Raw genomic sequence first — 24,503 nt, forward strand, 5'->3', positions numbered from 1 at the left:
GCTACTTCCTGGAAACATGCTTGTCGAGGAACTCTCTCATCAGCTTGGCGATGGTGTTGCCGTCCGTCTCCAGGGCGAAGTGCCCGGCGTCGATCAAGTGATATTCAAGGGACTTCAGGTCACGCTTGTAGGGTTCGGCGCCTGCGTCAGGGAAGATCTTGTCGTTCTTCCCCCAGGCGATCAGCATGGGCGGCTGGTGCTCGCGGAAGTAGGCCTGCCACTTCGGGTACAGCGGCGGGTTGCTGCCATAACTGAGGAAAAGGTCAAGCTGGACCTCGTCGTTCCCCTTGCGGTCCAGCAGGAACTGATCGTGGGCCGCCCCGTCCGGGCTGACGAGCTCGGGGTCCTTCACCCCGTGTGTGTACTGCCACCTGGTCGCGTCGTACGTGATCAGCGAGCGCAAGGCGTCACGTTTCGCTTTGTCGTTCGGCTCCTTCCAGTAGGCCTTGAACGGTTTCCAGAAGTCATTGTCGAGGCCCTCGTCGTAGGCGTTGCCGTTCTGGACCACGATGGCGGTAATCCGTTCCGGGTGGGCCACCGCCAGGCGGTAGCCGACCGGGGCCCCGTAATCCTGCACGTAGATGGCATACTTCGACAGCCCGAGCGCCTCGGTGAACCCGTCGACGACCTTCGCCAGATTCTCGAAGGTGTAGGCGAACTTGTCCCGCGTCGGCATCGAGCTGTGGCCGTACCCGGGGTAGTCGGGCGCGACGACGTGATACTTGTCACCGAGCATGGGGATCAGCTTGCGGAACATCTGAGAGCTGGTCGGGAAGCCGTGGAGCAGGAGCACCGCGGGCGCGTCTTTGGGGCCGGCCTCGCGGTAGAAGATTTCCAGGTCGCCGACCTTCACAGTCTTGTGGCGCACTTCCACCGAATGTTGAGCAAGGGCTGGGCCTGACAGGATGAGTGCACACCCTACGGCTGCGAGCAGGGGAAGGGTTTGCTTGAACTTCGTCGCGAAGACCATGGTCGTATCTCCGAGGATGGGGTGTCGAGGATCGAAATCCATCGGCAAGAGGATGTTGTTGCGAGATAGTGAATCAGTGCCAGAACGACCACCAAGCCCGAATCGCCGACCTCAAGCGCGGCCGATGACGCCCACGAAATCGGCAGAAACCGCGGTCTCATAAAATCCGCGTCTACCTGCTCCGACGTCTCGCGACGTGGCTTCTTGCCGAAGCTGAGAGGCGAGGTCGGACGACGACTCAGAGAATCCTTCCAGAACGAACTTGCTGGTGCAGTTGACGGACAACATTGGCCGGGAGAAAACGCCGGCACAATACGGAGTCGCTTCAAGACTTGAAGAAGGCGAGCAGATCCGCGTTGACCTCGTCCTTCCTAGTCGAGCAGAGGCCGTGAGGCGCGCCTTTGTAGACCTTCAGGTGCGCCCCTTTGATGATTCGGGACGACTCCATGGCCGATGCGCCGATCGGCACGATCTGATCGTCATCGCCGTGCAGGATCAGTGTCGGCACGTCGAATTTGCGGAGATCCTCCGTGAAATCCGTCTCCGAGAAGGCCTTGATGCACTCGTAGGCCGCGTTAAATCCGGCCGCCATCCCCTGGAGCCAGAACGAGTCGCGCAGACCTTGAGAGACCGCGGAGCCTGGCCGATTGGCCCCATAGAAGGGGGCGCTCAGATCTTTGAAGAACTGAGAGCGATCGGCGAGGACTGAGGTTCGGATCTGGTCAAAGGCATCGATCGGCAGGCCGCCTGGGTTGGCGGATGTCTGAAGCATCAGCGGCGTGACCGATCCGATCAGCACGGCTTTTGCCACGCGGCTCGTGCCGTGACGTCCGATGTAGCGGGCGACCTCGCCGCCGCCCGTGGAGTGCCCGACGTGGATCGCATCCTTCAAGTCGAGCGCCTCGACGAGCGCCGAGAGGTCGTCGGCATAGGTGTCCATGTCGTGGCCGTCCCAGGGCTGGCCCGATCGCCCGTGACCCCGGCGGTCGTGGGCGATGCAGCGGTACCCGCGAGCGCCGAGGAAGAGCATCTGGTCCTCCCAGGCATCGGAGTTCAGTGGCCAGCCGTGGCTGAAGACGACGGGCTGGCCCGTTCCCCAGTCCTTGTAGTAGAGATCGACGGCTTGAGCGTTCTTGCGATCGGAGGTGACATATCGCATCTTGATCATCCCCTTGTATCGAGCTCGTTCGCGGCGAGATCGTAGCGTTTCCCCCGGATAAACAATGCAGGGGAGCCGGCCTCCCGTTTCACTCAACGCTCGAGCGACAACGCCACTAAACCATCGCCTTCACGGCGTCGCTCGTAGACAGGACGACATTCGCCAGGTAGGCGTAGTTCACGATCGCCGACTGGTAACCGTCGCCCAGCTCGGGGTGTCGGGGGCCGGCCGTCGCGTCCTTCACCACCGCGACCTCGAAACCCTGTTCCAGCAGTTCACGCAGGTGGCTCTCGACGCAGAGGTTCGCCAGCATCCCCGCCAAGATGACCTTGCTGATCTGGCGCTTGCGAAGTTGAAGGACGAGGTCGTTGGTCTGGGGGCCCCACACCTTGTGAGGGCTGACGACCACCGTCTTGCCGTCTTCGATATAGGGCTTGTAACACTCGAGCCAGTCGGCCCCGGAGCCGGCGAACCCGCCAACGTCGAGCGGGCCGGGGCGATAGAACTCCTTTCCATCGAGCATCATCCGCTCGACGGCACCGCCGAACTGCCATGCCTGGTCGGCGGGGTACAGATAGTGGGGCGAGATGAAGACCCCGAACCCGCTGCGTTTCGCGGCCCGGAAGAGCCGTTCGAGGTTCGCCACGGTGTCGTTCTCCTTGACACTGTCGCCGACCAGGCCCCAAGAGACCCCGGCCTCGCTCAGGACATCGTTCTGCGGGTCGATGACGACCAGTGCGGTGTCACTCTTGTGGAATTCCATGGTCATTTTTCTCATCTAGATATCGACTCCAAGGAATTCGAGGTGAGCCGACTGTCGTTCAGCGACCAGCTCTCGCCGACTCCGGCTTGGGCGAGAGGTCACGTGGAGTTGTCCAACCCTCGCTGGTCGGCCTGCGACTGGTCGGCCCAGCTCACCGTTGACGTGTCCATCAATAATGCCCCGAGCGGCTCCATACCGTCGCGGGAATTCGAGCAGCGGACTGTGTATCGGCTCTACACGGTACTTCTTCGTCGCGAACAGGAACGACTGGGCATCCGGGACATGCCGCTAACCAGGACCCCGCGTAAGCTGGGGGGACACTGCGACCACCCGGCCGAGCGCAACGATCGCCGCGCCGTGGCTCTGAGCGAACGAATCCGTCGGGTTCCGCTCGCGCCTCGATCGACTGGCAACAAAACAAACCCTGATCTGCGATCGGAGTATGTCGCCGGATCAACCGCGTTCAGGTCGATCCGGCGGTGCATATGAGACCCCGCCTGCGATCCGGCGAGGCCTACGACGACGGCCGCCTCAGAAATCGGCGAGTCGCTCGTTGGCATCGCCGAATCGTTCGAGGCTCATGCCCATCCGATCCGTGAGCGAGAGATACATGCTGCAAAGCTTTCGGCGATCGTCGCCCTTGCCGGTGTAGTCGAGTACTCGGCCGGTTGGGAGGGTGCCGCCGAGGCCACCGGCCAGGAGGACCGGGAGCTTGCTCGCGTCGTGCCTTGTTCCCGACCACATGCTGTTGGTGAACAGCAGACAGGAGTTGTCCAGGACCGTTCCCTCGCCCTCCGGCATCGCGTCGAGCTTCGAGGCGAGGTAGGCGAGCTGACTCACGTAGAAGCGGGTCACGCGCTCGTAGGCCTCGGACTTGTCGTCGTGGGACGCGCCGTGATGTGCGGTCTTCACGTCGAGGAAGGGATAGAACAGGCCGGAGATGTCGCGGCAGAGCAACAGCGAGGCAACCCGAGTCTTGTCGGTCTGGAACCCCAGGGCGACGAGATCGCACATCAGCCTCATGTGCTCGCGGATGTCCTCGGGCAGGCCGTTCTCCGGCCGGGGCATCGTCAGCGGCGGGCGGCCGCGGTCGGCGGCGCGGGTGTCACCGGCCGCCTTCTCCTTCCGCATGGGGACAACCCGGCGCTCGACCTCGCGGACGCTGGTGAGATATTCGTCCAGCTTCGCCCGGTCGCCGGCACCGACTTTCTTGCTCAAGCCCGATGCCTCCTCGCGCACGCGGTCGAGGATGCTCCGATTGCGCTTGCTGCCCCGGTTATTGAAGAGGGCGTCGAAGGCCAGCGAGGGGTAGACCTCCATCGGCACCGGCGAGGTCGCGCTCTGCCATGAGATGTGCGAACTGTAGGCCATCGAGAAGTTCGTCTCGTGGTAGCCGGTGATCGGCTGCTCGCAGCCCAGGACCATGCTCGGCTGGTCGGTCTCCTGGCCGAGATGTCGGGCGAGCACCTGGTCGACGCTGATGCCTCCCTTCAGCTCGGCCCCCTTCTGCAAGGCGGCCCCGGAGAGGATATTGCCGGTCTGTCCGGGATGGATGCCGACCCCGGTGGCGTGCTTGTTGAAGAGCCCGCTCACCACGTTGATCTTCGACCGCAACGGCGCCAGCGGTTCAAGGCACCTGCCAAGTTCCATCGAGGCGCCCGAGCCCTTGGCCCACCACTGGTCCTGGTGGACGCCGCAGCCCATGAAAATGGCGGCAAATCGCTTCGGCGGGGCCGCCTGGCCATCCGCCGTGGCGGCGCCCCATGCGGGCAGTGACTCCAGCCAGGGCAGGGCCATCGTCACCCCGGTACCGCGGAGGAAGGTCCGCCGGGTCGCCCGGGCGAGGTCCCGGCCCTGATCATCTCCCGACGCGGTCGAGTGAGACATCAAAATCACTCCGGCTTGTCGCCATCGATTCGCTTGTTTCGGAACTGAGGGCTCGCGACGATCGTCTCGACCAGCGCACCGAATCGGTCACCTTCGGCTTCCGACCTCTTGCGCATGACGTCGATCGTCTCATCGTCGGACGGGATGAGGCTCCGACCGAGCGCGTAAGCCAGGAGCTTGCGGCAGAGGTTCTCGACGAACTCGTCGCGTCGATTCGATTCCAGGTAGGCGCGAAGTCCCTCGACGCCTTCGCCTTCACCGCCGCGGGGGAATGTCGCGCGGACGTCGACGGGACGGCCGCCGAGGTCCAGGGTCCGGGCCTCGCCGACCGGCCCGTATCCCTCGAAGGCGAGGCCGATCGCGTCGAATCGCTCGTGGCAACCCGCGCACGCCTTGTCAGCCCGATGGACGGCCAGGGCATCGCGCAACGACCGTTCGCCGAGCTTGGACTCGTCATCCGGGAGGTCGGGCACGTTCGCCGGTGGCGCTGGGATATTCTCGCCGAGGAGACGGCGGACAACCCAGTAGCCACGCTTGACGGGGCTGGTTCGCAGACCGGGGGAATTCCTGGTAAGGAAGACCGCCATGGGAAGCAGGCCACCGCGGCCGTATCGCGTCGCGTCTTCGACTCGCGACCACTCATCGGACCCTGCTCCGTTGGCTGGCATGCCGTAGTGGCGGGCCAGCACGGGGTTGACGAAGGTGTGAGTGCCGTCGAGGAACTGGATCACGGGGCGGTCGTTGCGGACGAGATCCACGAAATAACGGAGCGGCTCTTCGAACATCGCCCGTCGCAACTCGTCGTCGAAGGCTGGGAATCGCCCTCGATCGACGCTGTTGTGCTCCTCGAACCGGCGGAAGTCCAGCCAGTTGCCGCCGAACTCGGTGGCCAGCCCGCGCACCCGATCGTCGCGTAGCATGCGAAGGGCCTGGGCCGAGAGAACCTCGGGCCGGTGCAAGTCGCCGGCGGCGGCGTGGTCGAGCAATTCCCGATCGGGCATGCTCGCCCAGAGGAAATAGCTCAGGCGGCTGGCCAGGTCGTGATCCGAGAGCGGTCGGACGTTCCCGCCCCCGCCGGGCAAGTCGACCCGGTAGCAGAAGTTCGGAGACATGAGGAGGCTCACGACCGTGTCCCGGACGGCGTCCTCATGGCTCAGCCCATCCCCCTGGCGAAGGGCCCGGTAGAAGTCGGCCACGCCCTGCCGCTCTTCCTCGCCTAGTGGCCGTCGATAGGCTCGCTCGGCGAGTTCCTGGAGTGCCGCGACGTGCCTGGGCTCGGCCTCGACACGCTCCCCCTCCACGCGGCGGATCGTCTCGCCGATGATCCGGAATTGATCCCGGATGGCGGCGATCGCAGTGTCTCCCGCCCCGACCCGACGCGCCTTTGCCAGGTAGGCCTCCGCAAACCGGCCCATCTTGGCCTCGGACGCGGCGTCCTTGTCTTCGGCCCGAACGAAGTCGAACTGCGGTTCTCCCCTCAGAAAACCGGTCTCGGCTCGCTCGTACCAGAGATAGCTGGAGTACTGACGCATCGGGGCGCCGGTGATGAAGTCAAAGTCGCGCCAGAGGCGATCGAGTTCCCGCCGTCCCTCGTCGTCGAGCATCAACTCAAATAAGGGGCCGTCGTCGCGGAAGTATCCGGTCATGCTGTGGAACCCGGCGCTGAGCAGTCGCCCGGCGTTCCCTTTCGCTTGCTTCGGGTCGAGGTAGATGCGGGCCCGCTCCGACACGAAGAAGGCGTCGGGGAAGGTCCGGCAGAAGCGTTCGAGGGTCGCCTCGTATCGCTTACGCTCGGCCGGCTCGTCGGGAACTGCGAGTGCCCGGGCGGCCGCGCCCGCAAGATTCAAATCGTCGGTCTTGATCTTCGATATATTGCCCGCGTAGCGCATCCGATTGGCGACGAACTGGCGATTCTTCCAGAGGACGAACGGTTGGGTCCCGTTCTCGATCCCGCTCGCGGTCAGGTTGGGGACTTCCGGGACCAGGCTTCGTCGTAGTCCGACGGCGAGGTCGCGCATCCGTTCGCAGCCGGCTCTCGCGGCATCTGTCCCGCCTTCGTTGGGGGGAGGCAGCTCGCCCCACATCGCCTGAATCGCGGCGATCGGACCGAGATCCTCCAACGGCTCCGTGAGCGTGGACGAGATCGTTGCGAGGTACTTACGGCTCAGACCCGACTCGTCCGCGATCGCGTCCAACGTAGTGTCGGGCTTGCCCAATGCGGAACGGTGACGAAAGCGCCAGGCCGCGAAGAAGTAGTCGGCGTAGTCGGTCTTCTGCCGATTGTAGAAGTCAATGATGGCGTTCACGCAATACTTGTCGCGATCGGTGTCGGCGAGCATCGGGTGCGGCGCGAATGCCAGCCCGTCGGGCTTCAGGACGAGATGATCGGCGACGACACGTGCCGCTTCCAGGTACTTCTTGACCAGGGCGGGGGACATCGCCAGCGATTCGGCCGAATTGTCGAACCCAGCCCCGTTGGCGGGGTCGACCGGGAATTCTTTCGTCGGCCGCAGGTCCACGCCGGTCAAGTCGCGGATCGTGTGATCGTATTCGGCGTTGCTCAGCCTTCGAGCCAGGACCGGGCCGGGGTCTCCCGCGTTCCTTGTCCCCTCGAGCTTCCGAATCGCCCCGATCCAGGCGATCACCGCATCGCGTGACTCGGCCGTCGGCTGATGCTTCGCCTTCGGCGGAGGCATCAATCGTTCCTCGAGTTGCTCTTCGACGAGCTTCCAGCGCGGCAGGTCCTTCGCCACCGACTCGGCGGTCGTGAACCCGCTCAGATCCAGGTCGCCTTTGGGGTCGTCCTTACCATGGCACCCAAGACAATGGGTCTCGAGAAATGGCCGGACAACCTCGCCGAAGCGAGCATGCACCGCAGGCCCCGGCGGCTCGGTCTGGTCGTCGGCGGCCGTCCTCAACCCCACGGCGGCCAACATGAGGCAGGCCGCAATCGCAAGGCTTCCCGTCGTTTGCGTCATCCAAGATAGCCCTCGGCGGTTCGGCCGAATCCTGCTCAACAAGAATTAAGCTATCCGGAGCAGCTCTGGCGAACAAGCCTTGGCGTGCAGTCCCCCCTTGGGCGAGCGGACGTTTCGCACCGCTCGAATCGAGGTTGCTTCGAGAGTCCGCTCCCCGAGATCCAGCCCAGGTTTCTGCGGTTACACCACGAAAACGATCACACCGGTCGCCAGCCCATTTAAAAATCATGCTACATGGCCATATTACGTCGATTGAACTCTTATGGCGTAAGCCTTACGATAATTCGGCCTTACTTTGCCTGGCTAACGGCTTTAATCTTTCTAGGGAGTGCCTCCTCCATGCGACGGCCGCATCTTGCATCGCTGCTTGCACGCCGCCTGACGCTGGTCCTGGCGATCGTCTCCGCCTCCCCGATGTTCGTGGCGCCCGCTCAAGCGGGCGAAATTACCGCCTTGGTGCCGGCCTACTTCTACCCGACCTGGTGGGTCGGATCGGCCTGGGACGACCTCAATGTCGCGGCAGCGAGGATCCCGATCGAAGCGATCATGAACCCGGCAAGCGGGCCCGGTTCCGGTTCGAATTCGGATTACCAATACGCGGTCGGCTCACTGCAAGCTGCCGGCGGCAAGGTGATCGGCTACGTGGCCACCGGGTACGGGTCTCGCACTGCGGAGGAGGTCCTCGCCGACGTGGTGTCCTACCTCGATTGGTACGACGTGGACGGCATCTTCGTGGACGAGATGGGCAATCAGCTCGGCGGGTTGGACTACGCGGCGCTCTACTTTTCCATCAAGGCGTTGGGCGTCGACCTGCACGTCGTCGGCAACCCCGGCACCCCGTTCGCCCCGGCCAATACGCTCGTCACGGCCGTCGACACGCTCGTCATCTACGAGGGACCGCTGCAGAACGCCGACCCGAACGGCGCGAGCTTCCGGATGTACCCGAATCGCGGCCCTTACACGGGCCTCCCGCAGTGGTTCACCGCCTACGACTCCTCCAAGATCGCGAACCTGGTGTACGACGTTTCGACACCGCTGAAGATGATCGCCACGCTCCTCAAGGCCCTGGAAACCAACGCCGCCTACGTCTTCATCACCAATGATGTGCTGGTCAACCCTTGGGATACGCTTCCTCCCTACTGGAAGCATGAGGTCGACGCGATCGAGTTCCTCAATTGTGTACTCTGATACGCCAACAGGTATGCACCGGGGCTAGGCCGGTGGCCAACGGCCTAGCATCCGATCTCCAAAGCGTGAATCGCCGGTCGTCCTGGAATCGAACGAGGTGCTGACCGAGGTGGCGAGCTCGCGTTCGGTGCCGACTCCGGTTTGGCACCGATCCCAAAACCTTCGAGGGTTGTCCACGGCCCCGCATGTCACCCCGAAGCTTCGAGAACAGCGGGCGGGTGCCCTCGGCCTCGATTGCCCGAAATCGAGGCCGAGGGGCCATTTCAGACTGCATGAGCTCGACAAACAACTCGCGGAGAATCGCTCCTAAATCTCCAACTCGGTCGAATGCGGCCCCGAGATCAACGGGGCCGATCTGCACTTGCCGCCGGATCGACAGGCTTGTCGTTCGGAGCGTCGCCCCGAACCTCGGATGGGTGCGTCTCCCCGACCGAGTCGACGGGGGGGTGGTCGGCGTCTCGATAGCCGAAGAAGTGGCGTTCCTTGATGAGGCTCGCGACTGCCGGCGGCACCATCGTCTCCCAGGAAGGATCGTTATTGCCGATCTTCATCAGCACATCTCGCGAGAAGATCCGCAAATAATCTTTGTTGTAGAAATCGATGCTCTCGATATAGCCATTCTCAGCGAGGTGGTCGTAGAGCCCCTGAAGACCGGGTGAAACCTTGAGCTTCTGCACCGTGACGAGTTGCCGCGTCGCCCCGTCCAGGAGCGGATAGACGTAGAGCCTGAGGTCGTTCCGGAACAGTCTGCCGAACGATTCTAGGATCCCGCCTTCGAGGTGCTCGTAATACTTCTCGTTGAACAGTTCGATCAGGCTAGGGATGCCCATCGTGATCCCGATCGACTTCTTCGTATAACGTCGCAGGTACGCGGCCAGCCGGTAGTACTCGAAGTAATCCGAGATCAGGACCGTGGCACCGGTCGCGGCCAGGACGTCGGCTCGGGCGAGGAAGTCGGTGTAGTCGATCCCGCCGTGCTCGCCGCCGGTCGAGAGCAGGTTGCGCATCGTCAATTCCATCAAGGACACGACTTCCGGCTCACCTTCCTCTTCCTGACGTAGGCCGACGTGATTCACGAACTGCTGCCGCGCCGAATGAAGCATATCCACATTAACATACGTAACCGGGCGGAAGGATCCGCGCTCCACCAGGATTGCCTTCTTGTGGAGGACCTCAGACGGCTGCAAGACCTCCCCGGTGGCCGAGAACATCGCCGCGTCGCTCAGCTCGAGCTGGACGAGCTTCAAGCTCATCAGGCGATGGTCGATCCCGAGGAACTCAGGCCCGGTGAACTTGATCATGTCGACCTCGATCCGATCTGCTGTCAGATCGTCGATCAAGGAATGCAGCAGCTCGTCGGGGTCCGCGAAGTGGTAGAGAGCGCCGTAGATCAGATTGACGCCGATGATCCCCAGGGCCTGTTGCTGGGATACATTGTCCTTGTCAAGCATGCGGACATGAACCACGATCTGAGATGGCTCGGCGCCCGGCGTGGCTTGATACTTGATGCCCATCCAGCCATGGCACTCGTTCGTCCCATGGAAGTTGCGAGCGGACACCGTGTCGGCGAAGACGAAGAAGTCGGTCTCCGCTCCTCGCTTGGAATGGAGTCGATCCTGGACCAACGCGTACTCATAGTCCAGCATCGTCACCAGCCTGTCCCGCGACACATAGCGGGGCGTCGGGCCATAGATGGCGTCACTGACGGTCATGTCGTAGGCTGAGATGCTCTTGGCGATGGTCCCGGCCGCCCCGCCCACCTGAAAGAACCAGCGGACGACCTCCTGGCCGGCACCGATCTCGGCGAATGTCCCGTATTTTCGCCCGTCCAGATTAATGGCCAATGCCTTCTGCTGAGTCACCAGGTTCTTGCGGTCGGCCTTCGGTTTCAAGCTCGTCTCCATCCTTCTCGATCTCCCCCGGCCCGTCTGCGCGTTGCGAGGATTGTATCAAGCCCAGACGGCCTGTGACTCCTTGGTTAGCCCCAATCGAACGAGCTTTCTCCGCGGCGTATCGGCGGCTGGTCGAAGGGACTGATTGAGCGGGTTTGAAAACGGGGAGCACATGACTGGCGAGGTCACTCGCCGGCGAGCGGGTCCTCGATCGGATTTTGCGCCTGTGAGATCGTCCTCTCCACGGGCCGAGCTGGGATCCCGACCGCCGTGATGCCCGGGGCGATGTCGCGGATGACCATGCCGCCGGCTCCGACCGTCGCCCAGGCCCCCACCGAACACCGGGGGATGATTCCGCTCCCCAGCCCTATCAGGGCTCCCGGCCCGATCCGAACACCGCCGGCGAGCCGTGCGCCAGGGGCGATGTGGGCGAAATCGCCGACGTGAGAGTCGTGGTCGACACTCGACGCCGTGTTGAGGATCACGTGACGCCCGATGATCGCATCCGGCTGGACAATCGCCCCGGCGCAGACGACGGAACCCTCTCCGACCGCGACTCCCGACGCCAGGCAGGCAGTGGGGTGGACCACGGTCGCCCAGAGAATCGAGCCGTCGAGCCGCCGGGCGAGGTCGGCCCTGGCGCGGTTGCATCCGACGGCGATAATTGCATGGCGGATCCCACACCGCTCCACCACCTCGGGCGAGATCCCTTCGAGGATCGGGACTTCGAGTACCCGCATGCCACGCCTGCTCGGATCGTCGTCGAGTACGCCGACCACCTCGAACAGGCCCGAGGCGCGCGCGGCGTCGATCACCACCTTGGCGTGCCCCCCCGAACCGAAGATCCAGAGAGGAGTCATATCGTCCCCCCCTCCGATCCGACGAAACGTGCCATCGTCGCCTCGCCCGGGCTGGTCACCCCACGACCGCCCACGACTCGCTGAAAGGTCAGGGCGAGGATTTTCAGGTCCAGGACGAGCGATCGGTGGTCGACATACCAAACGTCATTGTCCAGGCGATCGTCCCAGCTGACCGCGTTGCGTCCCCGGACCTGGGCCCACCCGGTGAGGCCAGGCTGTGCCTCGTGGCGCCGGGACTGCTCCAGGGAGTAGAGCGGCAGGTACTCGGTGAGCAGGGGGCGAGGGCCGACGAGGCTCATTTCTCCTCTGAGGATGTTCCAGAGTTGCGGCAGCTCGTCGAGACTTGTCCTCCGCAGAATCAGGCCGAGCCGCGTCAGGCGTTCGGCATCGGGCAGCGACTCGCCATCGGGCCCCGTCGCCACCCGCATTGTGCGAAATTTGATCAGAGTGAACGGCGTGGCATGGTAACCGGGTCGGACCTGACGGAAGAGTACCGGGCGGCCCATCGTCGCCAGGACCGTCGCCGCGATCGCTACCATAAGCGGAGCGAGCAGGAGCAGCCCGACTAATGCGGCAACGACGTCCAGGGCCCTCTTGAAGGCGGCCGGGACAAGCCCAACCATGACGCTCGGACCTTCCCGTTCAACGCCCGAGCGCTTGCGGGCGGTCTCCCCCGAAGAGGGAAGGGGTCTGCAATGGTCGGGTCCGCTCGGTGTCCTGGATCTCGAAATCGCGTTCGTGGTCATCGCTTACCGGTCCCTCGAGGATTTTACGGTAAATATCCCGGATCTCGGCCGCGCATGAGCGGGCGTCGAACATCGTCCTGGCGAGCGCCCGGCCGCGAACGGCCATCGCTCGCGCGGATGTCGGATCTTCCAGGGTTTCCAGGATCGAGGACGCCAACCTGGCCGGGTCGCGAGGCGGGACGAGCCGCCCGGTCTTCCCGTGGATGACGAGGTCGGGGAAGCCTCCCACATTCGTGGCGATGGTCGGGATCCCAGCCAGCAGGGATTCGACCGCACCGCCGACGTTTTCCGAGTGGGACGGGTGCACGGCAACGTCGAGGTCAGGGTACAACTCGGCGACGTCGGCTCGCGTCCCCAGGAAACGCAGGTGGACACCAAGCCGGCTCCCCGCATAAGCCCGCACACGGGTCGCGTAGGCGGTGGCGCCCTCCCAGGCGCCCCCGATACAGACGCCGAGGACCTCGGGATCGTGTTCCCGAACGAGAGCCAATGCGTCGATAAAATCCTCGTGCCCCTTGAGGCCTCGTACCTGACCGAGGAACCGCTTCGGCGCGTACATGTAGGCGACCATACCGACGAGTTTCGTCCGCGCGTCGCATCCCAGCTCCGCGCGAAGCGTGCCCGGCGCCCGGTCGCCGAACGATTCCGGATTGGTGCCGTAATAGGACAGGAACACGCGGTCATCGGGGATGCCCGAGGCCCGATAGCGGTCGCACGTCCAGCGACAGGCGCCGACCCATCGATCAGAGCGGCCCGCAACGAGGAGTTCCGCCCGTCGGAAGGCGGCGTGTTCGAGGTGGAGTGGACCGGGGACCTGAAACAACCTCGGCACCGGATGGTCGCGGCCCAAGGCCAGCCGCATCGTGAGCGTCGTGCCCACGAAGTGGCTGTGGATCAGGTCGGGCCGGATTCCGGAAACCAGCTCGCGGGCCCGCCTGCGCAGGGCAGGCCAGCTCCAGGGATCGCGCGTGGGGAAGTCGAACTGCCCGCGGTGAACCGTCACGCCGGCAGCCTCATAGAGCGGGACCAGGGGACCGCCCGACGGCATCGCCGCGTGGACCTCGACGCCCAGGCGTACCAGCTCGCGCATCTGGCGCAGGGCCCAACCGGCGCCGAGAGATGTCTTGACCAGATGCAGGACTCTCATGTGGGACCTCGCGTCGCCATCGCCATCTGGCCAAGGCATGAGCGTGCGAGGGCCCCGTCCTCTGCGCGATCCACCGGGCCGAAGTGCCGCTCGGCGACGTTGGCCACCTCCGTCAACGCCTGGCCGAAGCCGCTCCGCTCGTCGGCCGTCGGGGTTCGCGACCTCCGCTTGATCAGCCGATACCCCAGGCCGAGCGCGAATCCCGAGCGATAGATTCCTTCTTTGGCCATCACCTTGGCGACGTTGGCCCGGCTCTCGATCGGGAACCGCTCCTTGTGCTTGCGGAAGACTCGCCTGAGCGAACGCAGGCCGCCGACGATCTTCTCGAGAGTGACCGATTCATGCTCACTGTAGGCGTAGGCAGGGGCGGGGAGAATCGCGTACCGACCTTCCAGGAGCACTCGGATCAGGAAGTCGACATCCTCGCCGAGATTGATGGTCGCGTCGTATCCAGCCCGACGCGCCGCCGGCATTCGGATCAGCGATGGCGCATGTGCCAGCGGCGGCTGGGCGAGCCGGCTCATCTCCCCACGGGCAACAGAACTTCGATCGGAGGGCCCGCAGCAGCGGATGCCCACCAACTCGTCTCGCCCGGCGACGATCGCCATGCCCGTGCTCACCAGGGCCACATCGGGGGCGGATCGAAGAAAGTCGACCTGCCGGGCCAGCTTGGACGGATAGAACCAATCGTCGGCGTCCAGCATGCCTAGGAACTCGCCTCGCGCGTGATCGAGGGCCACCTGGCGGGCGAAACCACGCCCTCGATTGCGATCGAGCCGGATGTAGCGGATCCGCGAGTCTCCCGCGTGGGCAATCAACTCGCCCGGCCGGTCCGTGGAACCGTCGTCGACCAGGAGGCATTCCCAGTGCTCATAAGTCTGGGCGCGTAGCGATGCCAGGGCCATCGGAAGGGTGCGGGTTGCGTTGTGGCAGGGCATCGCGATCGACACGAGCGGCTCGAGAGTCATACATCCCGACCTTCCGGAGCGAAGATATCTTTGAAATCAGCGTGCCCCGACCACACGGGCTCCGGCTGAATCAAGTGACATCCGACGGGCGCGAAGATCAGGAGCAGGGTGAAGATGACCATGCCGCCGTAGAAATATTCCCCGGAAAGGCCGCCGACGAGCGCGGCGACCAGGGCGGAGCGCGTGGGAACATCCAGACCGAGCCCCCGCGACTGGGCCGATCCGGCCAGAATCCAGAGCCGGAGGAAGATGGAGAGGACCAGGAGGCCGCCGATGAGTCCCGTCTCCAGGAACATCTGGAGGAAGAAGTTGTGGCTCCCCGTGGCCCACAAACCGGAGGCCCCGCCACGGTGGTAGAAGCCTGTCCCGAGCAGGGGCGAACGGGTGAATGCCGACAGCTCGTGGGACCAGGTGCTCAGCCTCGCCCCGTCATCAAATCCGCCCACGCCGGACTGATACCAGACCATCGCCTGCTGATCAGGCCAGATGGTCCGATCGAGTTCGACGCGAAACTCGGGGATGAAGACGTACGCGACGCCAGTCAGGACCACGGAGCCCGCCATCCCTGCCAGCAGACGCGGGCTTAGCCCCCTCCGGCAGATTAGATAGGCGGCCCCGGCCAGAGCGGCGAGCCACCCTCCTCGACCGCGAGAGATCAGGAACCCAAGGGTCATCAGGGCGAGCCCGGGGCCAGCCAGTCGACGCCAGAGAGGCGTCCCCAGCCCGACGATCCAGAGCCCCCCGAGATAACAGAGGAGCATGGCCATCATGACACTGACGGCGTTCGCGGCCTTGTAGCCGGACGCCGCCTGGCCGGTATGGAACGCGTCATTCGGGTCATGCACCTTCATCAAGGCGATCCCGACGACGAGCCCCGATGCCAGCAATGCCCAGGGGTAGTTGCGTCGCGATGATTCGTCGGACAACGCCCCGGCCGCGAGCACGCCGGCGAAGCCATAAAGCGCGAGCCGGCCAAGCTTCAGGGCACCGTTGAAGATGGCGATGTCATTGCCGTAGCCGTAACGCTCACGGATGAGGAGCGTGGAGAGCGACGCCCAGACGATGAATCCGATGAGCAGGGGCGAGAGGCGATGGATGGCCGTCCGACCTCGTCTGCGTCCGGCCAGCGCCGCGAGGATGAGAAACGGCCCGATGAGGAAGTCGGATAGTTCCAGAATCCCGAATCCTGTCGAACCGCCCAGCCCGAAATTCGGCAGGAACAGGAGGGGCAACCATGCGAGCCAGAGGCACCTCACGCGGGAGCCCCCTCAGCGTAGATTGAGCACGAAGGCGCCCGGCCTCCGGCGCGGAGGCCTTGAAAGGACCCCTTGATGCAGGCGGGCAGCGCACCTGGCACGCGGTAGTGGCGAGAGTATGAGAGCCCCAGCGCAGCCAGGCGAGCCAGGGCGACCGGGGCATGGAACCATCGCCCATGCCTGCGAATCATGATGCCTCGATTATGGGACATTGCGTGGACGTAGTCGGCGACACGGTCCACACGGCATCCGCCCCCGGGCGCGGCCAGATGAATCAACCGGGCCCTGCCGTTGAAATAGACGCGGTACCCGGCGCGACCAGCCCTCAGGCATAGGTCCGTCTCTTCATACAACGCCGCTCCCAGGCCCAGCGCCTCGTCGACGCCACCGGCAGCCCGAAGGGCCCGACGCCAGGCGGAGAAGTTACCTCCCGGTGCATGATCGGTGTCGCCTTCGCCGCTCGCGGCGAATCCACGCAGAGGAGTCGCAGTCCAGCGGCGGTAGGCGCCCGTCCGGCAGGCAAGGTCCGTCGGGCCCGCCGGCGTGTCGATCCCGCCCCCGACCAGGCCGACACCCGGCAATTGGAGGGCTCGGAGGTGCTCCGAGATGAGATCAGGGCCGCAGCGGATGTCGTCGTCGACGAAGAGGATGGCCTCGTGCTTCGCGTGCTGCCAGCCATAGTTGCGGGCGAGCGGCAGACTTCGGAAGGGGACGCGGTGGTGTGCGATCACGTCTCGGTGTCGCGAGATGAGCTCGGCGAGGTCGTCCCCGACCGCATCCGACTGATCGACGACGAGGATTTCCAGCGGACGGTGGCGCTGAGCCACCAGGTCCGCCAGGCAGTCATGCAGGAACCCGCCCCGGTTCAGAGTTGGGACGACCACAGTCATTCCAGGTTCAGCCAAGGTCGATTCCTTCCGCATGCAACGTCCGCTGAAGCCGCCCGAGATAGTGTTCCCAGGTCCACTCGCGCTCGACCCGAAGCCTGGCCGCCTCGCCCGCACGCCGGAACGACTCCGGCCGCTCACCCAACTCCAGCAGGAGATCTGACAGGCCCTGGACGTCATCCGCCTCGATGAGCCATCCTCCGTCCTGATGAGCGATCGCGTCAGGGATCCCACCAGTGCTCGTGCCGACGACGGGGGTTCCGCACGCCTGGGCCTCCAGGAAAACCAGGCCAAAACCTTCGACTTCCTGGAATTCGGGTGTTTCGCGGGTGCAGAGGACGAACAGGTCGGTGGCGCGATAGAGCTCGGGTAGATCTTCCTCCGCAACATAGCCAAGCCATCGGACAAGATCCGTCACGCCGAGCTCCTCGGTCCTGGCCCGCAGGAGACCTACGTCAGGGCCCCGGCCGGCCACCAGGTAGATGAATCTGTCCCGGAGCGGCGATGGCATGGCGGCCATGGCCCGGAAGACGGTCTCATGTCCCTTGTATGCCTGGATCCGGGAGACCGAGGAAAGCACCAGACGATCTTCGACGTCAAAGCGAGCCTTCGCCGCGGCCCGATTTCCCGGACAGAACCTCCGATGATCGACGGCCAGGGGAACTGCCACCGCCCGACTCTTCGGTGCGGACGCCAGAACCAGGCCGAGAGTGTACTCGCTGTCCGCGAGGACCAGGTCGGCCGAACCGAGCACGAGCCGCTGAAGGCGGCGCCAGATGCCGCGGCGCCAGCGAGCTCGCGGAGGCATCAATTCGGAGCCGTGTGCCATGATCACGCGCGGTCGGATCCCCGCGAGAGTCGCGAGAAGTCCCTCCGGATACCAGATCCCGCAGAGGACCGCGGATCGATCGGATCGACTCCTCCACAGATGACGCAGCGCCTGCCATTCCCGCCACGGTCGTCGAGAAGTAACCCGGTCCTCAAGAAGAGCGGGGATGCTGCTCCCGCCCGTCCCCTCGGCGGCCTGACCCAGGATTCTGACGCACGCACCTCGGCGGTCGAGTCCGATGGCGACCTCGGCGCAGAGGCGTGAGATGCCGCCATGAGTCGGAGGATAGTCGAACGAATGCAGGATCATCAGACCTCCACCGGCAGACGAGCCTTCGGGCAGGAGACGGGGGCAGCCGCATCGCCTTCCCATAATCCAAGTTGCACGCGGCCTCCTCCTTGAGCAATGTAAGCCGCAGCGGTATGGCAAGCGGTCACGGGGTCCGAATCTCCGCCTCCGATCAGGTCGTCGAACAGCCTCGCGAACGTTCTCACCTGCTCGTTGGCCAGGAAGCGATCGCAAGCGGCGGCCGAGGGGATGGGCCTCGCCGTGCGGCCGACGAGGAAATCGGCAAGCTTCGAGGCGCAGGCCTCGCGGTCACCGTCGAGGAACAAGCCGAGACCGGCGTCACTCAGGCGCGTGCGTGCTTCGCTCGGGTCCGGCAGGATTGAGACGACGGTCTTACGCATCGCGATGTAGTCGACCAGCTTCGCGTAAAGGCACCACCAGTGGGATCGCCGCGAGCTGATCAGGACTCCTGCCTCGGCACCCTGGAGCAGCCGGTACAGCTCGCGCTGGGGGACGTGGTCGACGAACTCGACATGAGATTCGAGCCCAAGCCTCCGTACGATGGGCTCAAGCTGCGGCCCGTTCACGTTCAGTCGACCGACGACGAGTAGCTTTGCCCCCAGCGCACGGACGCCGGGGCGAAGCAATGCCGACGCGAAGATTTCCAGGAATTCCGGGCCATATTCGGACAAGAACTCGCCGGAGAAGAGCAGGTAGGGAAAGGGCCGGGGACGGGGCTGATCGCCCGCCGGGACCAGATTCTCATCGAGTCCGGTCGGGATGAAGTGGGTCCGGTCCAGGGCCTCGATCCCGTAGCTATCCGCGAGGATCATCGCGATCGCGGAGGAGGCCACCGTTACCGCATCGGCCCGGAGCACCGCGTCGCGTTCCAACTGCCGCTGCCGGGCGTAGACGGCCGGATATCGCGAGTGCATGCGGCCGCAATAGGCGTGCGGGTCGCGTAGATCGGCAATCCAGCGGCATCCCTCACGTTGCAGTGTCCGGCCGATCTTGTGGCTGGTGAACGGGTCTGCGGAGGTGTAGACGAGAGGGATCTCGTGCCGCCGGATCAGTTGGCGCGCCGCCCTGACCGCCGGCCCATACCAGGTCCAATGCGCGTCCGGGGTCTGGACCCACCTTCGCAGGAGGTAATCACGGACGCGTCCGATCCCGCCAGACCGGGAGGTTCCCCCCTTCGATCCTTCGTACGGGGCCAGGCCACGTTCACTCTTCAGGCCGGCAAAGGTCCGATCACGCCCTCCCAGTGCCATCCGAAGGCCCCGGAGGGAAGGCTCGATGTAGCGGGCGGTCGTCACCTCGACTTCGGCGGGAAGATCTTCCAGCAACGTCGGATCTTCATTGTAGAGGTAGTTGCGGTCGACGGTGAGCACGTATGGCTTCCAGCCGAATTGCGGCAGATATTTCGCCAGCTTGTAGGCGCGGAAGACCGCCGCATGGCTCTGAGGCGCGAAGAACGGGGTGACAATCAGGATCGATCGATTCATGATGTTCACCTATGAAGCTCGACGATCGAGTCCATAGAGCCTGTAAAGCCGGTCGACGTAATCGCCGACGGAAAATCTCTCGATCGCGGCGAGGCGACCCGCTTCGCCCATGGACCGACGCAGGTCGGGCCGCTCGTGCAGGCGAATCATGTGACGGGCCAGTGCCTCGTGGTCGAGTGCCTCGTAAATCAGGCCCGTCACCCCGTCATCGACTGCCTCTCGAATTCCGCCAGAGTTGGGCACCACGACGGGCAGCCCCACGGCCATCGCCTCGATGCATACGATGCCGAACGGCTCGAAGGGGGCTGCATGGCAGAATGCGTCGCATGAGGCCAGGATCTCGGGGATATCCGCCCGAGTCCCCAGAAATGGCACAAAACCCGCGATCCCAAGCCCTTCGGCGAGCGCCTCGAGTTCCGCCCTCTGCTCACCATCGCCACAGATGACCAGCCCGACATTGCCCCCCATCGATCGCGCGGCCGCGACGGCCCGGATGGCGACATCGGTCCGCTTGTTGACTCCTCGGCCCAGTGTGCCCACGGCACCGAAGACGGTCGTGCCGGCCGGAAGGCCGAAGACGATGGGAGCGGGTCCGCCCTGCCGGGGTTGGAAGCGATCGAGGTCGATGCAACAGTGCATGACCTCCAGACGCGCGAGAGAGATGCCGTGGGTCCTGCGATTCCAGTCCGCCAGGGCCTCGCTGCAGACGACGATCCGTTCCGCGAAGTGCTGGCCGATCTGATTGGCCACGCGGAACTTCCATGAATTCAGATAGACGTCCCCTTGTTCGAAGCCGATTCGCCGCGGGACTCCCTCGCGCCAGGCGGCATACAGTCCCAACAGTCGGCTCCAGGTGAGGTGGGCTTCCACCAGGTCGGGCCGGTGTTCTCGCATCAGATCAGCGAGGATTCGGGACGCGGCGAGGAAGCGACGACGGCCGAGGTGGGGCCTCAGATCGAGGACATCGACCTCGATTCCCATTTCTCGCAACTGCCCGCCCACCGGACCGTCGCCGAACAGGACGACGACGCGATGATCCACGTCAAACCTCGCCCTCGCCTCGCGAAGCATGCTTACCAGGTGAGTCTGCGCGCCGCCGACCTGAAGCTCATCGATCAGGTGGAGGATCGCGGGGCGAGCCGTCGCGAGGAGTGGGCCCGAAACTCCCCTCGGGACGAAATGCGGGGCGAGGTGGATCATCCGAGATTCCTTTCATGAACACGTTTGAGTATCTCGCTCAATCGTCGATTCTGCTCATGGAGGCCGAATCTCCGTCGGACCAGGTCGCTGCCAGCGGCCCCCAGGCGTTCCCGTAGCCCCGGATCGCGCGCCAGGGAGAGGATCGCAGCCGCCATCGCGGCCTCGTCGCCGGGCTCCACCACGATTCCCGTCCGGCCGTCCTCGACGGCCTCGGGCACGCCGCCCGAGCGGGTCACGACCACCGGCAGCCGGTGTGCTGACGCCTCCAAGATCGAGCCGCCAAGGCTCTCCTCCTGTCCTGATGGCGTCTGAACATTGTGCTGGAGGAAGACGTCCGAACGTTTCAGAGCTCGATAGACTTCGGCGAGAGGAAGGCTCCCTTTGAACTGAATGCGATCGGTGAGGCCGAGTTCGGCGACCAGGGCCAGACACGTGGGCATCAATTCGCCGTCGCCGATGACCTCCAACGTCGCGCCGGGGATCTCGGCCGCGATCCGTGAGAAGGCCCTTATGGAATGTACGATGCCCTTGACGGCCGAGAGTCTGGAAACCGTGATGGCCCGAAATTCACGCCCCTCGCCAGCCGCCGGGGTCTCATCGGGTTGCGGGAGTTCGATGCCGATGTAGTGGACGATCAGCTTTTCTTCCGGGGCGCCCAGGGCGATCAGCCTGTCCCGCAGGAACGCCGACCCGCACAGGACGAGGGCCGCGCGGTCGCAGGCTAGCAGCAGCCTGCCGAGGTAGTCCTCTCCCAACGAGCGGGCGGAGGTGATGTCCGATCCCCCGGCGAGGAATACGAGGGGGACGGGCCGATCCAGGCGATCGAGGACGTCGAGCAGTTGTGCGGCGTTCCAGCCGAAGAGGCAATAGATCAGGTCAACCGGATCTCTGCGCAGATGGGCAGAGATCCGTCGAATCGCATGCGGAGGAAGCCGACTAGTGGCGGGCCGGTCCCGGTAGAGCCGCCGCAGAAACGCGTGACGGGCGCGAATGATCGGCCTACGGAATTCCTCGGCGAGGAACAACGAGGGAACCGGAAACTCGTCCAGGCAGGCCCCCCAGCGGGCGATGGCCCGGACATTCGCCCCCGTCACCCCCATCATCTGATCGTGGAGGAAATGCTCCGTGCGGTAGAAGCACGTCTCGGCATAGAACGCATAGGTCGGGCCCGGATCGGCCCGGAATGCGGCCATCACGCCCCTCCCGCGGTGCGGCGTCGCAGGCCCGCGAAGGCCCCGGACGCCAGGTCCTCGAAAAGGCGTGCCCCGCCGATGACCAGGGCAAGGGCCCCGGCGGCGGACTTGGCCATAAGGAGGATTCCCCGCGAATCCGTCTGCATGGACACGAACTCACCCCCAATCAGACCTGCCCCAATCGCAAAGGCTGTGACGCGGGCGACGGGCCAGACTGCATGGAGGGTTTCCGAAAGGCGGAGTCCGGCCAGTCGATGCGCGATCCAGAGCGTGGGCAGGGCGAGCGATACACTCGACAGGGTATAGGCGATGGCGACCCCGAGTGGTCCCCATGAATTCCCGACGATGATTGCCGACGAATGGACCGCCGTGAGCGCGAGTCCCACGACCAGCAGCGCACGGCCGTGCCCAAGGGAGACATACAACCATCCGGAACTTGCCACGAGAGTCTGGGCCATACCCGCCAGGGCAAGCCAGCGAAGAAGCGGGATGACCGCGGTCCAGCGATCCCCGTAGAGCAGATGCACGACCTCCGGGGCGGCGACGAGCAAGAAGGCGGCCAGCGGCAGGCCGATCAGGCTGATCGCTCGCGCGGCCTGCCGATACGCCCGGCCCAGCCGGTCTCGATCGAACTCCAGGCTCGACAGCAACGGGATCATCACACCGGACAGTGCGCTCGTGGCGAGCATCAGCGGCATCGACATCAGGAAGTAAGCGCGTGCGTAATAACCCAACGCCGCCGGTCCCCAGGATCGCCCGATCACGATGTTGTCGAGATTCCTGCCGACGTAGGTGACCAGGGCATAGGCCGTGAGATATCCGCCGAACGCGAGGAGCCCGCAAGTCCCCGCCCCCGACCTAGGAAGACCGGGTCGGTAACCGGTCGCGGCCAGGACCAGGACGAGACGCATGAGTTGGGTCGCCAGCGACTGGCCGACGAGCGCCCAGTATCCGTAGCCCAGCCGAGCAAGCCAGACGGCCGTCACCGCCCCGGCCAGGCAAGCTGTCACATCCACGCCGAAGATCGCACGCGAGCGGAATTGCCGGGCCAGGAGCGCCGAGGGCTGGGCGGCCAGGCCGCCAATTGCGAACGTGGCGCCCAACGCGGCGGCGATCCCGGAGAGCTCGTCCCGGCCGAAGAATGCGGACAGGGCTGGGCCGGCTAGGGCGCATCCGCCCCAGAGCAGCACGCCGGCGGCGGCGTTGATCCAGAAAAGGTTGTCCACCTGAGCCCGAGTCAGCCCTTCTCGCCTGACAGCGGCCAGGGACAGGCCCATGTCCGAAAAGGCTTGCAAGAAGGCGGTCAGGACCGCGGCCATCCCGATGAGCCCATATTGGTCCGGGGTCAGCAGCCGAGACAGGACGGACGTCGCGGCCAGGCCGATCGGCTGGCGAGCCACGACCAAGAGGATCGACCAGGTCGCGCCCTTCCGCGCCAGGTGGCCGATGTTCTCGGTGCTCGGTGGGTTGAGGCTCCATCGAGCCGGACGAGCGTCCTGAGCGAGCGCCGACGAACTCATGAGGCCACCCCGACCAGCGAGATCGTCGGGACTGAACGCCTCGGCGCCGATGGCGGCGAATCGGGGCTCGTGCTGGGCCCTTTATGCGGCCGATTGCAGAACCGACGCTCGACCAGCGTGAATAAGCCCCATCCCAGCAAGAAGCTCGTCCCGAGTGCGACGGGGATGCTCACGAGCAAGGTCGACCAGACGTCCCGGAAGCCCGCCATCCAGAGTGTCCTGCTGACGGCCTTGCATGCGGTCCAATGGACCAGATCGATGCTGTAAGACCGCGTTCCGCACCATGAGAGCGGGCGCAACGCCCTCAAGCTGGCCAGACGCACGTCGCTCCCCCAAAGCAGGATCAGCGCCGCTCCGCACAGGCCACCGACGATCATCTCGATCACGAGTTGGGAGCCCAGGCTAGCGAAGAGTGCGCTGCGGCCGGCGAATCCGCCGAGCGCGATGGCCGCGAGGCTCGGGGGGAGCAGCCGGGGCGCCGCCCCGGTCGCGTGGTGGATCCGGTAGTAGACCGACACACCGACCGCGAAGAGAAACCAACGGCCGTCGAAGAAGACGCCCGAGATATTTGGATAGGAGGGGATGAGCCAGGTCAGGATCACCCTCGTCGCGACGAGCACGCTGACCGCCCCGACGCCGAGGAAGAATCTGCAAGGGACGATTGCGACGAGCAGGCCACAGATCAGATAGAATCGTTCTTCATAGCAGAGGGTCCACGTCTGAGCCGCGACGAAGCGATAGTCGCCGCCGAAGAGGGGTGCCCGCCACGTCTCGATGAGTGCGACGTTGCCCGCCCAGTTGCCCCAGGTCAGGCTGGATAGCCTGGGAATCGGGTGGATTCCATCGTGGAACAGCTCGGGCCACCCGACGAATGAAACCCCCCAAATCAGGGCGATCGCGAACGCGAGCGCAGCCCAGTAGGTCGGGTGGATCCTGCGGAAACGCCTGAAGATGAAGGCCCCGAGCCCCCTGCGATGCTCGCGTGCGGAGTCGGATGCCGATGCGATGCAATAGCCGCTGATGACGAAAAAGATGGGAACGCCGACCCACATGAGCGAGACGATCTTCAGGAGCGACCCGCCGATGCCCGCAAAGCCCGTCCCGGAGCCGGGTGCGGCGGCCGTCGCATATCCATCATTGGAGGAGTGGAAGGCCACGACCATCAGGCAGGCGATTCCGCGCCAGGCATCCAGGCATTGATAATGACGTCGCGCCGGGATGGACGTGAGATCGGAGGGATTCATCCGCTGACTCCTCTGAGACCTTC

The 24,503-nt window shown here is 64.8% G+C and carries 19 protein-coding genes; 1 reads left to right on the forward strand and 18 read right to left on the reverse strand.

The features are described from left to right. Window position 1 precedes the first annotated feature (1 nt). From EP7_RS09030 to EP7_RS09050, 5 genes are all read right to left on the reverse strand, one after another. Window positions 2-970 (reverse strand): alpha/beta fold hydrolase, encoded by a 969-nt coding sequence (locus tag EP7_RS09030; protein WP_463527524.1) that lies wholly within the window; start codon window positions 968-970, stop codon window positions 2-4. Window positions 971-1,295: 325 nt separating this feature from the next. After that, on the reverse strand, window positions 1,296-2,138 hold the full coding sequence (locus tag EP7_RS09035; protein WP_463527525.1) for an alpha/beta fold hydrolase: 843 nt from the start codon (window positions 2,136-2,138) through the stop codon (window positions 1,296-1,298). 106 nt (window positions 2,139-2,244) lie between these two features. Next, on the reverse strand, window positions 2,245-2,892 hold the full coding sequence (locus EP7_RS09040) for a cysteine hydrolase family protein (RefSeq protein ID WP_463528387.1): 648 nt from the start codon (window positions 2,890-2,892) through the stop codon (window positions 2,245-2,247). A 531-nt stretch (window positions 2,893-3,423) separates the two neighbouring features. Continuing rightward, a complete protein-coding gene (locus EP7_RS09045; protein ID WP_463527526.1) occupies window positions 3,424-4,779 on the reverse strand; it encodes a DUF1552 domain-containing protein in 1,356 nt (451 codons plus the stop codon). Window positions 4,780-4,784: 5 nt separating this feature from the next. Next, a complete protein-coding gene (locus tag EP7_RS09050) occupies window positions 4,785-7,757 on the reverse strand; it encodes a DUF1592 domain-containing protein (RefSeq protein WP_463527528.1) in 2,973 nt (990 codons plus the stop codon). 339 nt (window positions 7,758-8,096) lie between these two features. On the opposite strand from EP7_RS09050, the gene EP7_RS09055 reads away from it, so the two are divergent. Then, window positions 8,097-8,945 carry a spherulation-specific family 4 protein gene (locus EP7_RS09055; RefSeq protein WP_463527530.1) on the forward strand — a complete coding sequence of 283 codons (849 nt, stop codon included), beginning with the start codon at window positions 8,097-8,099 and terminating at the stop codon, window positions 8,943-8,945. 341 nt (window positions 8,946-9,286) lie between these two features. On the opposite strand, the gene EP7_RS09060 is transcribed toward EP7_RS09055, so the two are convergent. From EP7_RS09060 to EP7_RS09120, 13 genes are all read right to left on the reverse strand, one after another. Continuing rightward, a complete protein-coding gene (locus tag EP7_RS09060) occupies window positions 9,287-10,849 on the reverse strand; it encodes a TonB-dependent receptor (protein ID WP_463527531.1) in 1,563 nt (520 codons plus the stop codon). Window positions 10,850-11,022: 173 nt separating this feature from the next. After that, window positions 11,023-11,697, reverse strand: coding sequence for an acetyltransferase (locus EP7_RS09065; RefSeq protein WP_463527532.1), 675 nt, complete (start codon window positions 11,695-11,697; stop codon window positions 11,023-11,025). Continuing rightward, window positions 11,694-12,320, reverse strand: coding sequence for a sugar transferase (locus EP7_RS09070; protein WP_463527533.1), 627 nt, complete (start codon window positions 12,318-12,320; stop codon window positions 11,694-11,696). The genes EP7_RS09065 and EP7_RS09070 overlap by 4 nt, the downstream gene beginning before the upstream one ends. A 19-nt stretch (window positions 12,321-12,339) precedes the next feature. Further along, window positions 12,340-13,590 (reverse strand): glycosyltransferase family 4 protein, encoded by a 1,251-nt coding sequence (locus EP7_RS09075; protein ID WP_463527534.1) that lies wholly within the window; start codon window positions 13,588-13,590, stop codon window positions 12,340-12,342. Beyond that, window positions 13,587-14,558 (reverse strand): glycosyltransferase family 2 protein, encoded by a 972-nt coding sequence (locus tag EP7_RS09080; protein ID WP_463527535.1) that lies wholly within the window; start codon window positions 14,556-14,558, stop codon window positions 13,587-13,589. Before EP7_RS09080 ends, EP7_RS09075 begins: the two co-directional genes overlap by 4 nt. Beyond that, window positions 14,555-15,814, reverse strand: coding sequence for an O-antigen ligase family protein (locus EP7_RS09085; protein ID WP_463527536.1), 1,260 nt, complete (start codon window positions 15,812-15,814; stop codon window positions 14,555-14,557). The genes EP7_RS09080 and EP7_RS09085 overlap by 4 nt, the downstream gene beginning before the upstream one ends. Continuing rightward, window positions 15,811-16,719 carry a glycosyltransferase family 2 protein gene (locus EP7_RS09090; protein WP_463527537.1) on the reverse strand — a complete coding sequence of 303 codons (909 nt, stop codon included), beginning with the start codon at window positions 16,717-16,719 and terminating at the stop codon, window positions 15,811-15,813. Before EP7_RS09090 ends, EP7_RS09085 begins: the two co-directional genes overlap by 4 nt. Next, window positions 16,712-17,902, reverse strand: coding sequence for a glycosyltransferase family 4 protein (locus tag EP7_RS09095; RefSeq protein WP_463527538.1), 1,191 nt, complete (start codon window positions 17,900-17,902; stop codon window positions 16,712-16,714). The genes EP7_RS09090 and EP7_RS09095 overlap by 8 nt, the downstream gene beginning before the upstream one ends. Further along, complete coding sequence (locus tag EP7_RS09100) at window positions 17,839-19,332, reverse strand: glycosyltransferase family protein (protein ID WP_463527539.1); 1,494 nt, start codon at window positions 19,330-19,332, stop codon at window positions 17,839-17,841. Before EP7_RS09100 ends, EP7_RS09095 begins: the two co-directional genes overlap by 64 nt. Further along, entirely contained in the window at window positions 19,333-20,523 is a 1,191-nt protein-coding gene (locus tag EP7_RS09105; protein WP_463527540.1) for a glycosyltransferase, read from the reverse strand. After that, on the reverse strand, window positions 20,520-21,716 hold the full coding sequence (locus EP7_RS09110; protein WP_463527541.1) for a glycosyltransferase: 1,197 nt from the start codon (window positions 21,714-21,716) through the stop codon (window positions 20,520-20,522). The genes EP7_RS09105 and EP7_RS09110 overlap by 4 nt, the downstream gene beginning before the upstream one ends. Next, window positions 21,716-23,236 carry a lipopolysaccharide biosynthesis protein gene (locus EP7_RS09115; protein WP_463527542.1) on the reverse strand — a complete coding sequence of 507 codons (1,521 nt, stop codon included), beginning with the start codon at window positions 23,234-23,236 and terminating at the stop codon, window positions 21,716-21,718. The genes EP7_RS09110 and EP7_RS09115 overlap by 1 nt, the downstream gene beginning before the upstream one ends. Then, window positions 23,233-24,480, reverse strand: a complete 1,248-nt coding sequence (locus EP7_RS09120; protein ID WP_463527543.1) for an acyltransferase family protein — start codon at window positions 24,478-24,480, stop codon at window positions 23,233-23,235. The genes EP7_RS09115 and EP7_RS09120 overlap by 4 nt, the downstream gene beginning before the upstream one ends. Window positions 24,481-24,503 lie beyond the last annotated feature (23 nt).

It is taken from the genome of Isosphaeraceae bacterium EP7, from assembly GCA_038400315.1.
In the GTDB taxonomy this organism is placed as follows: domain Bacteria; phylum Planctomycetota; class Planctomycetia; order Isosphaerales; family Isosphaeraceae; genus EP7.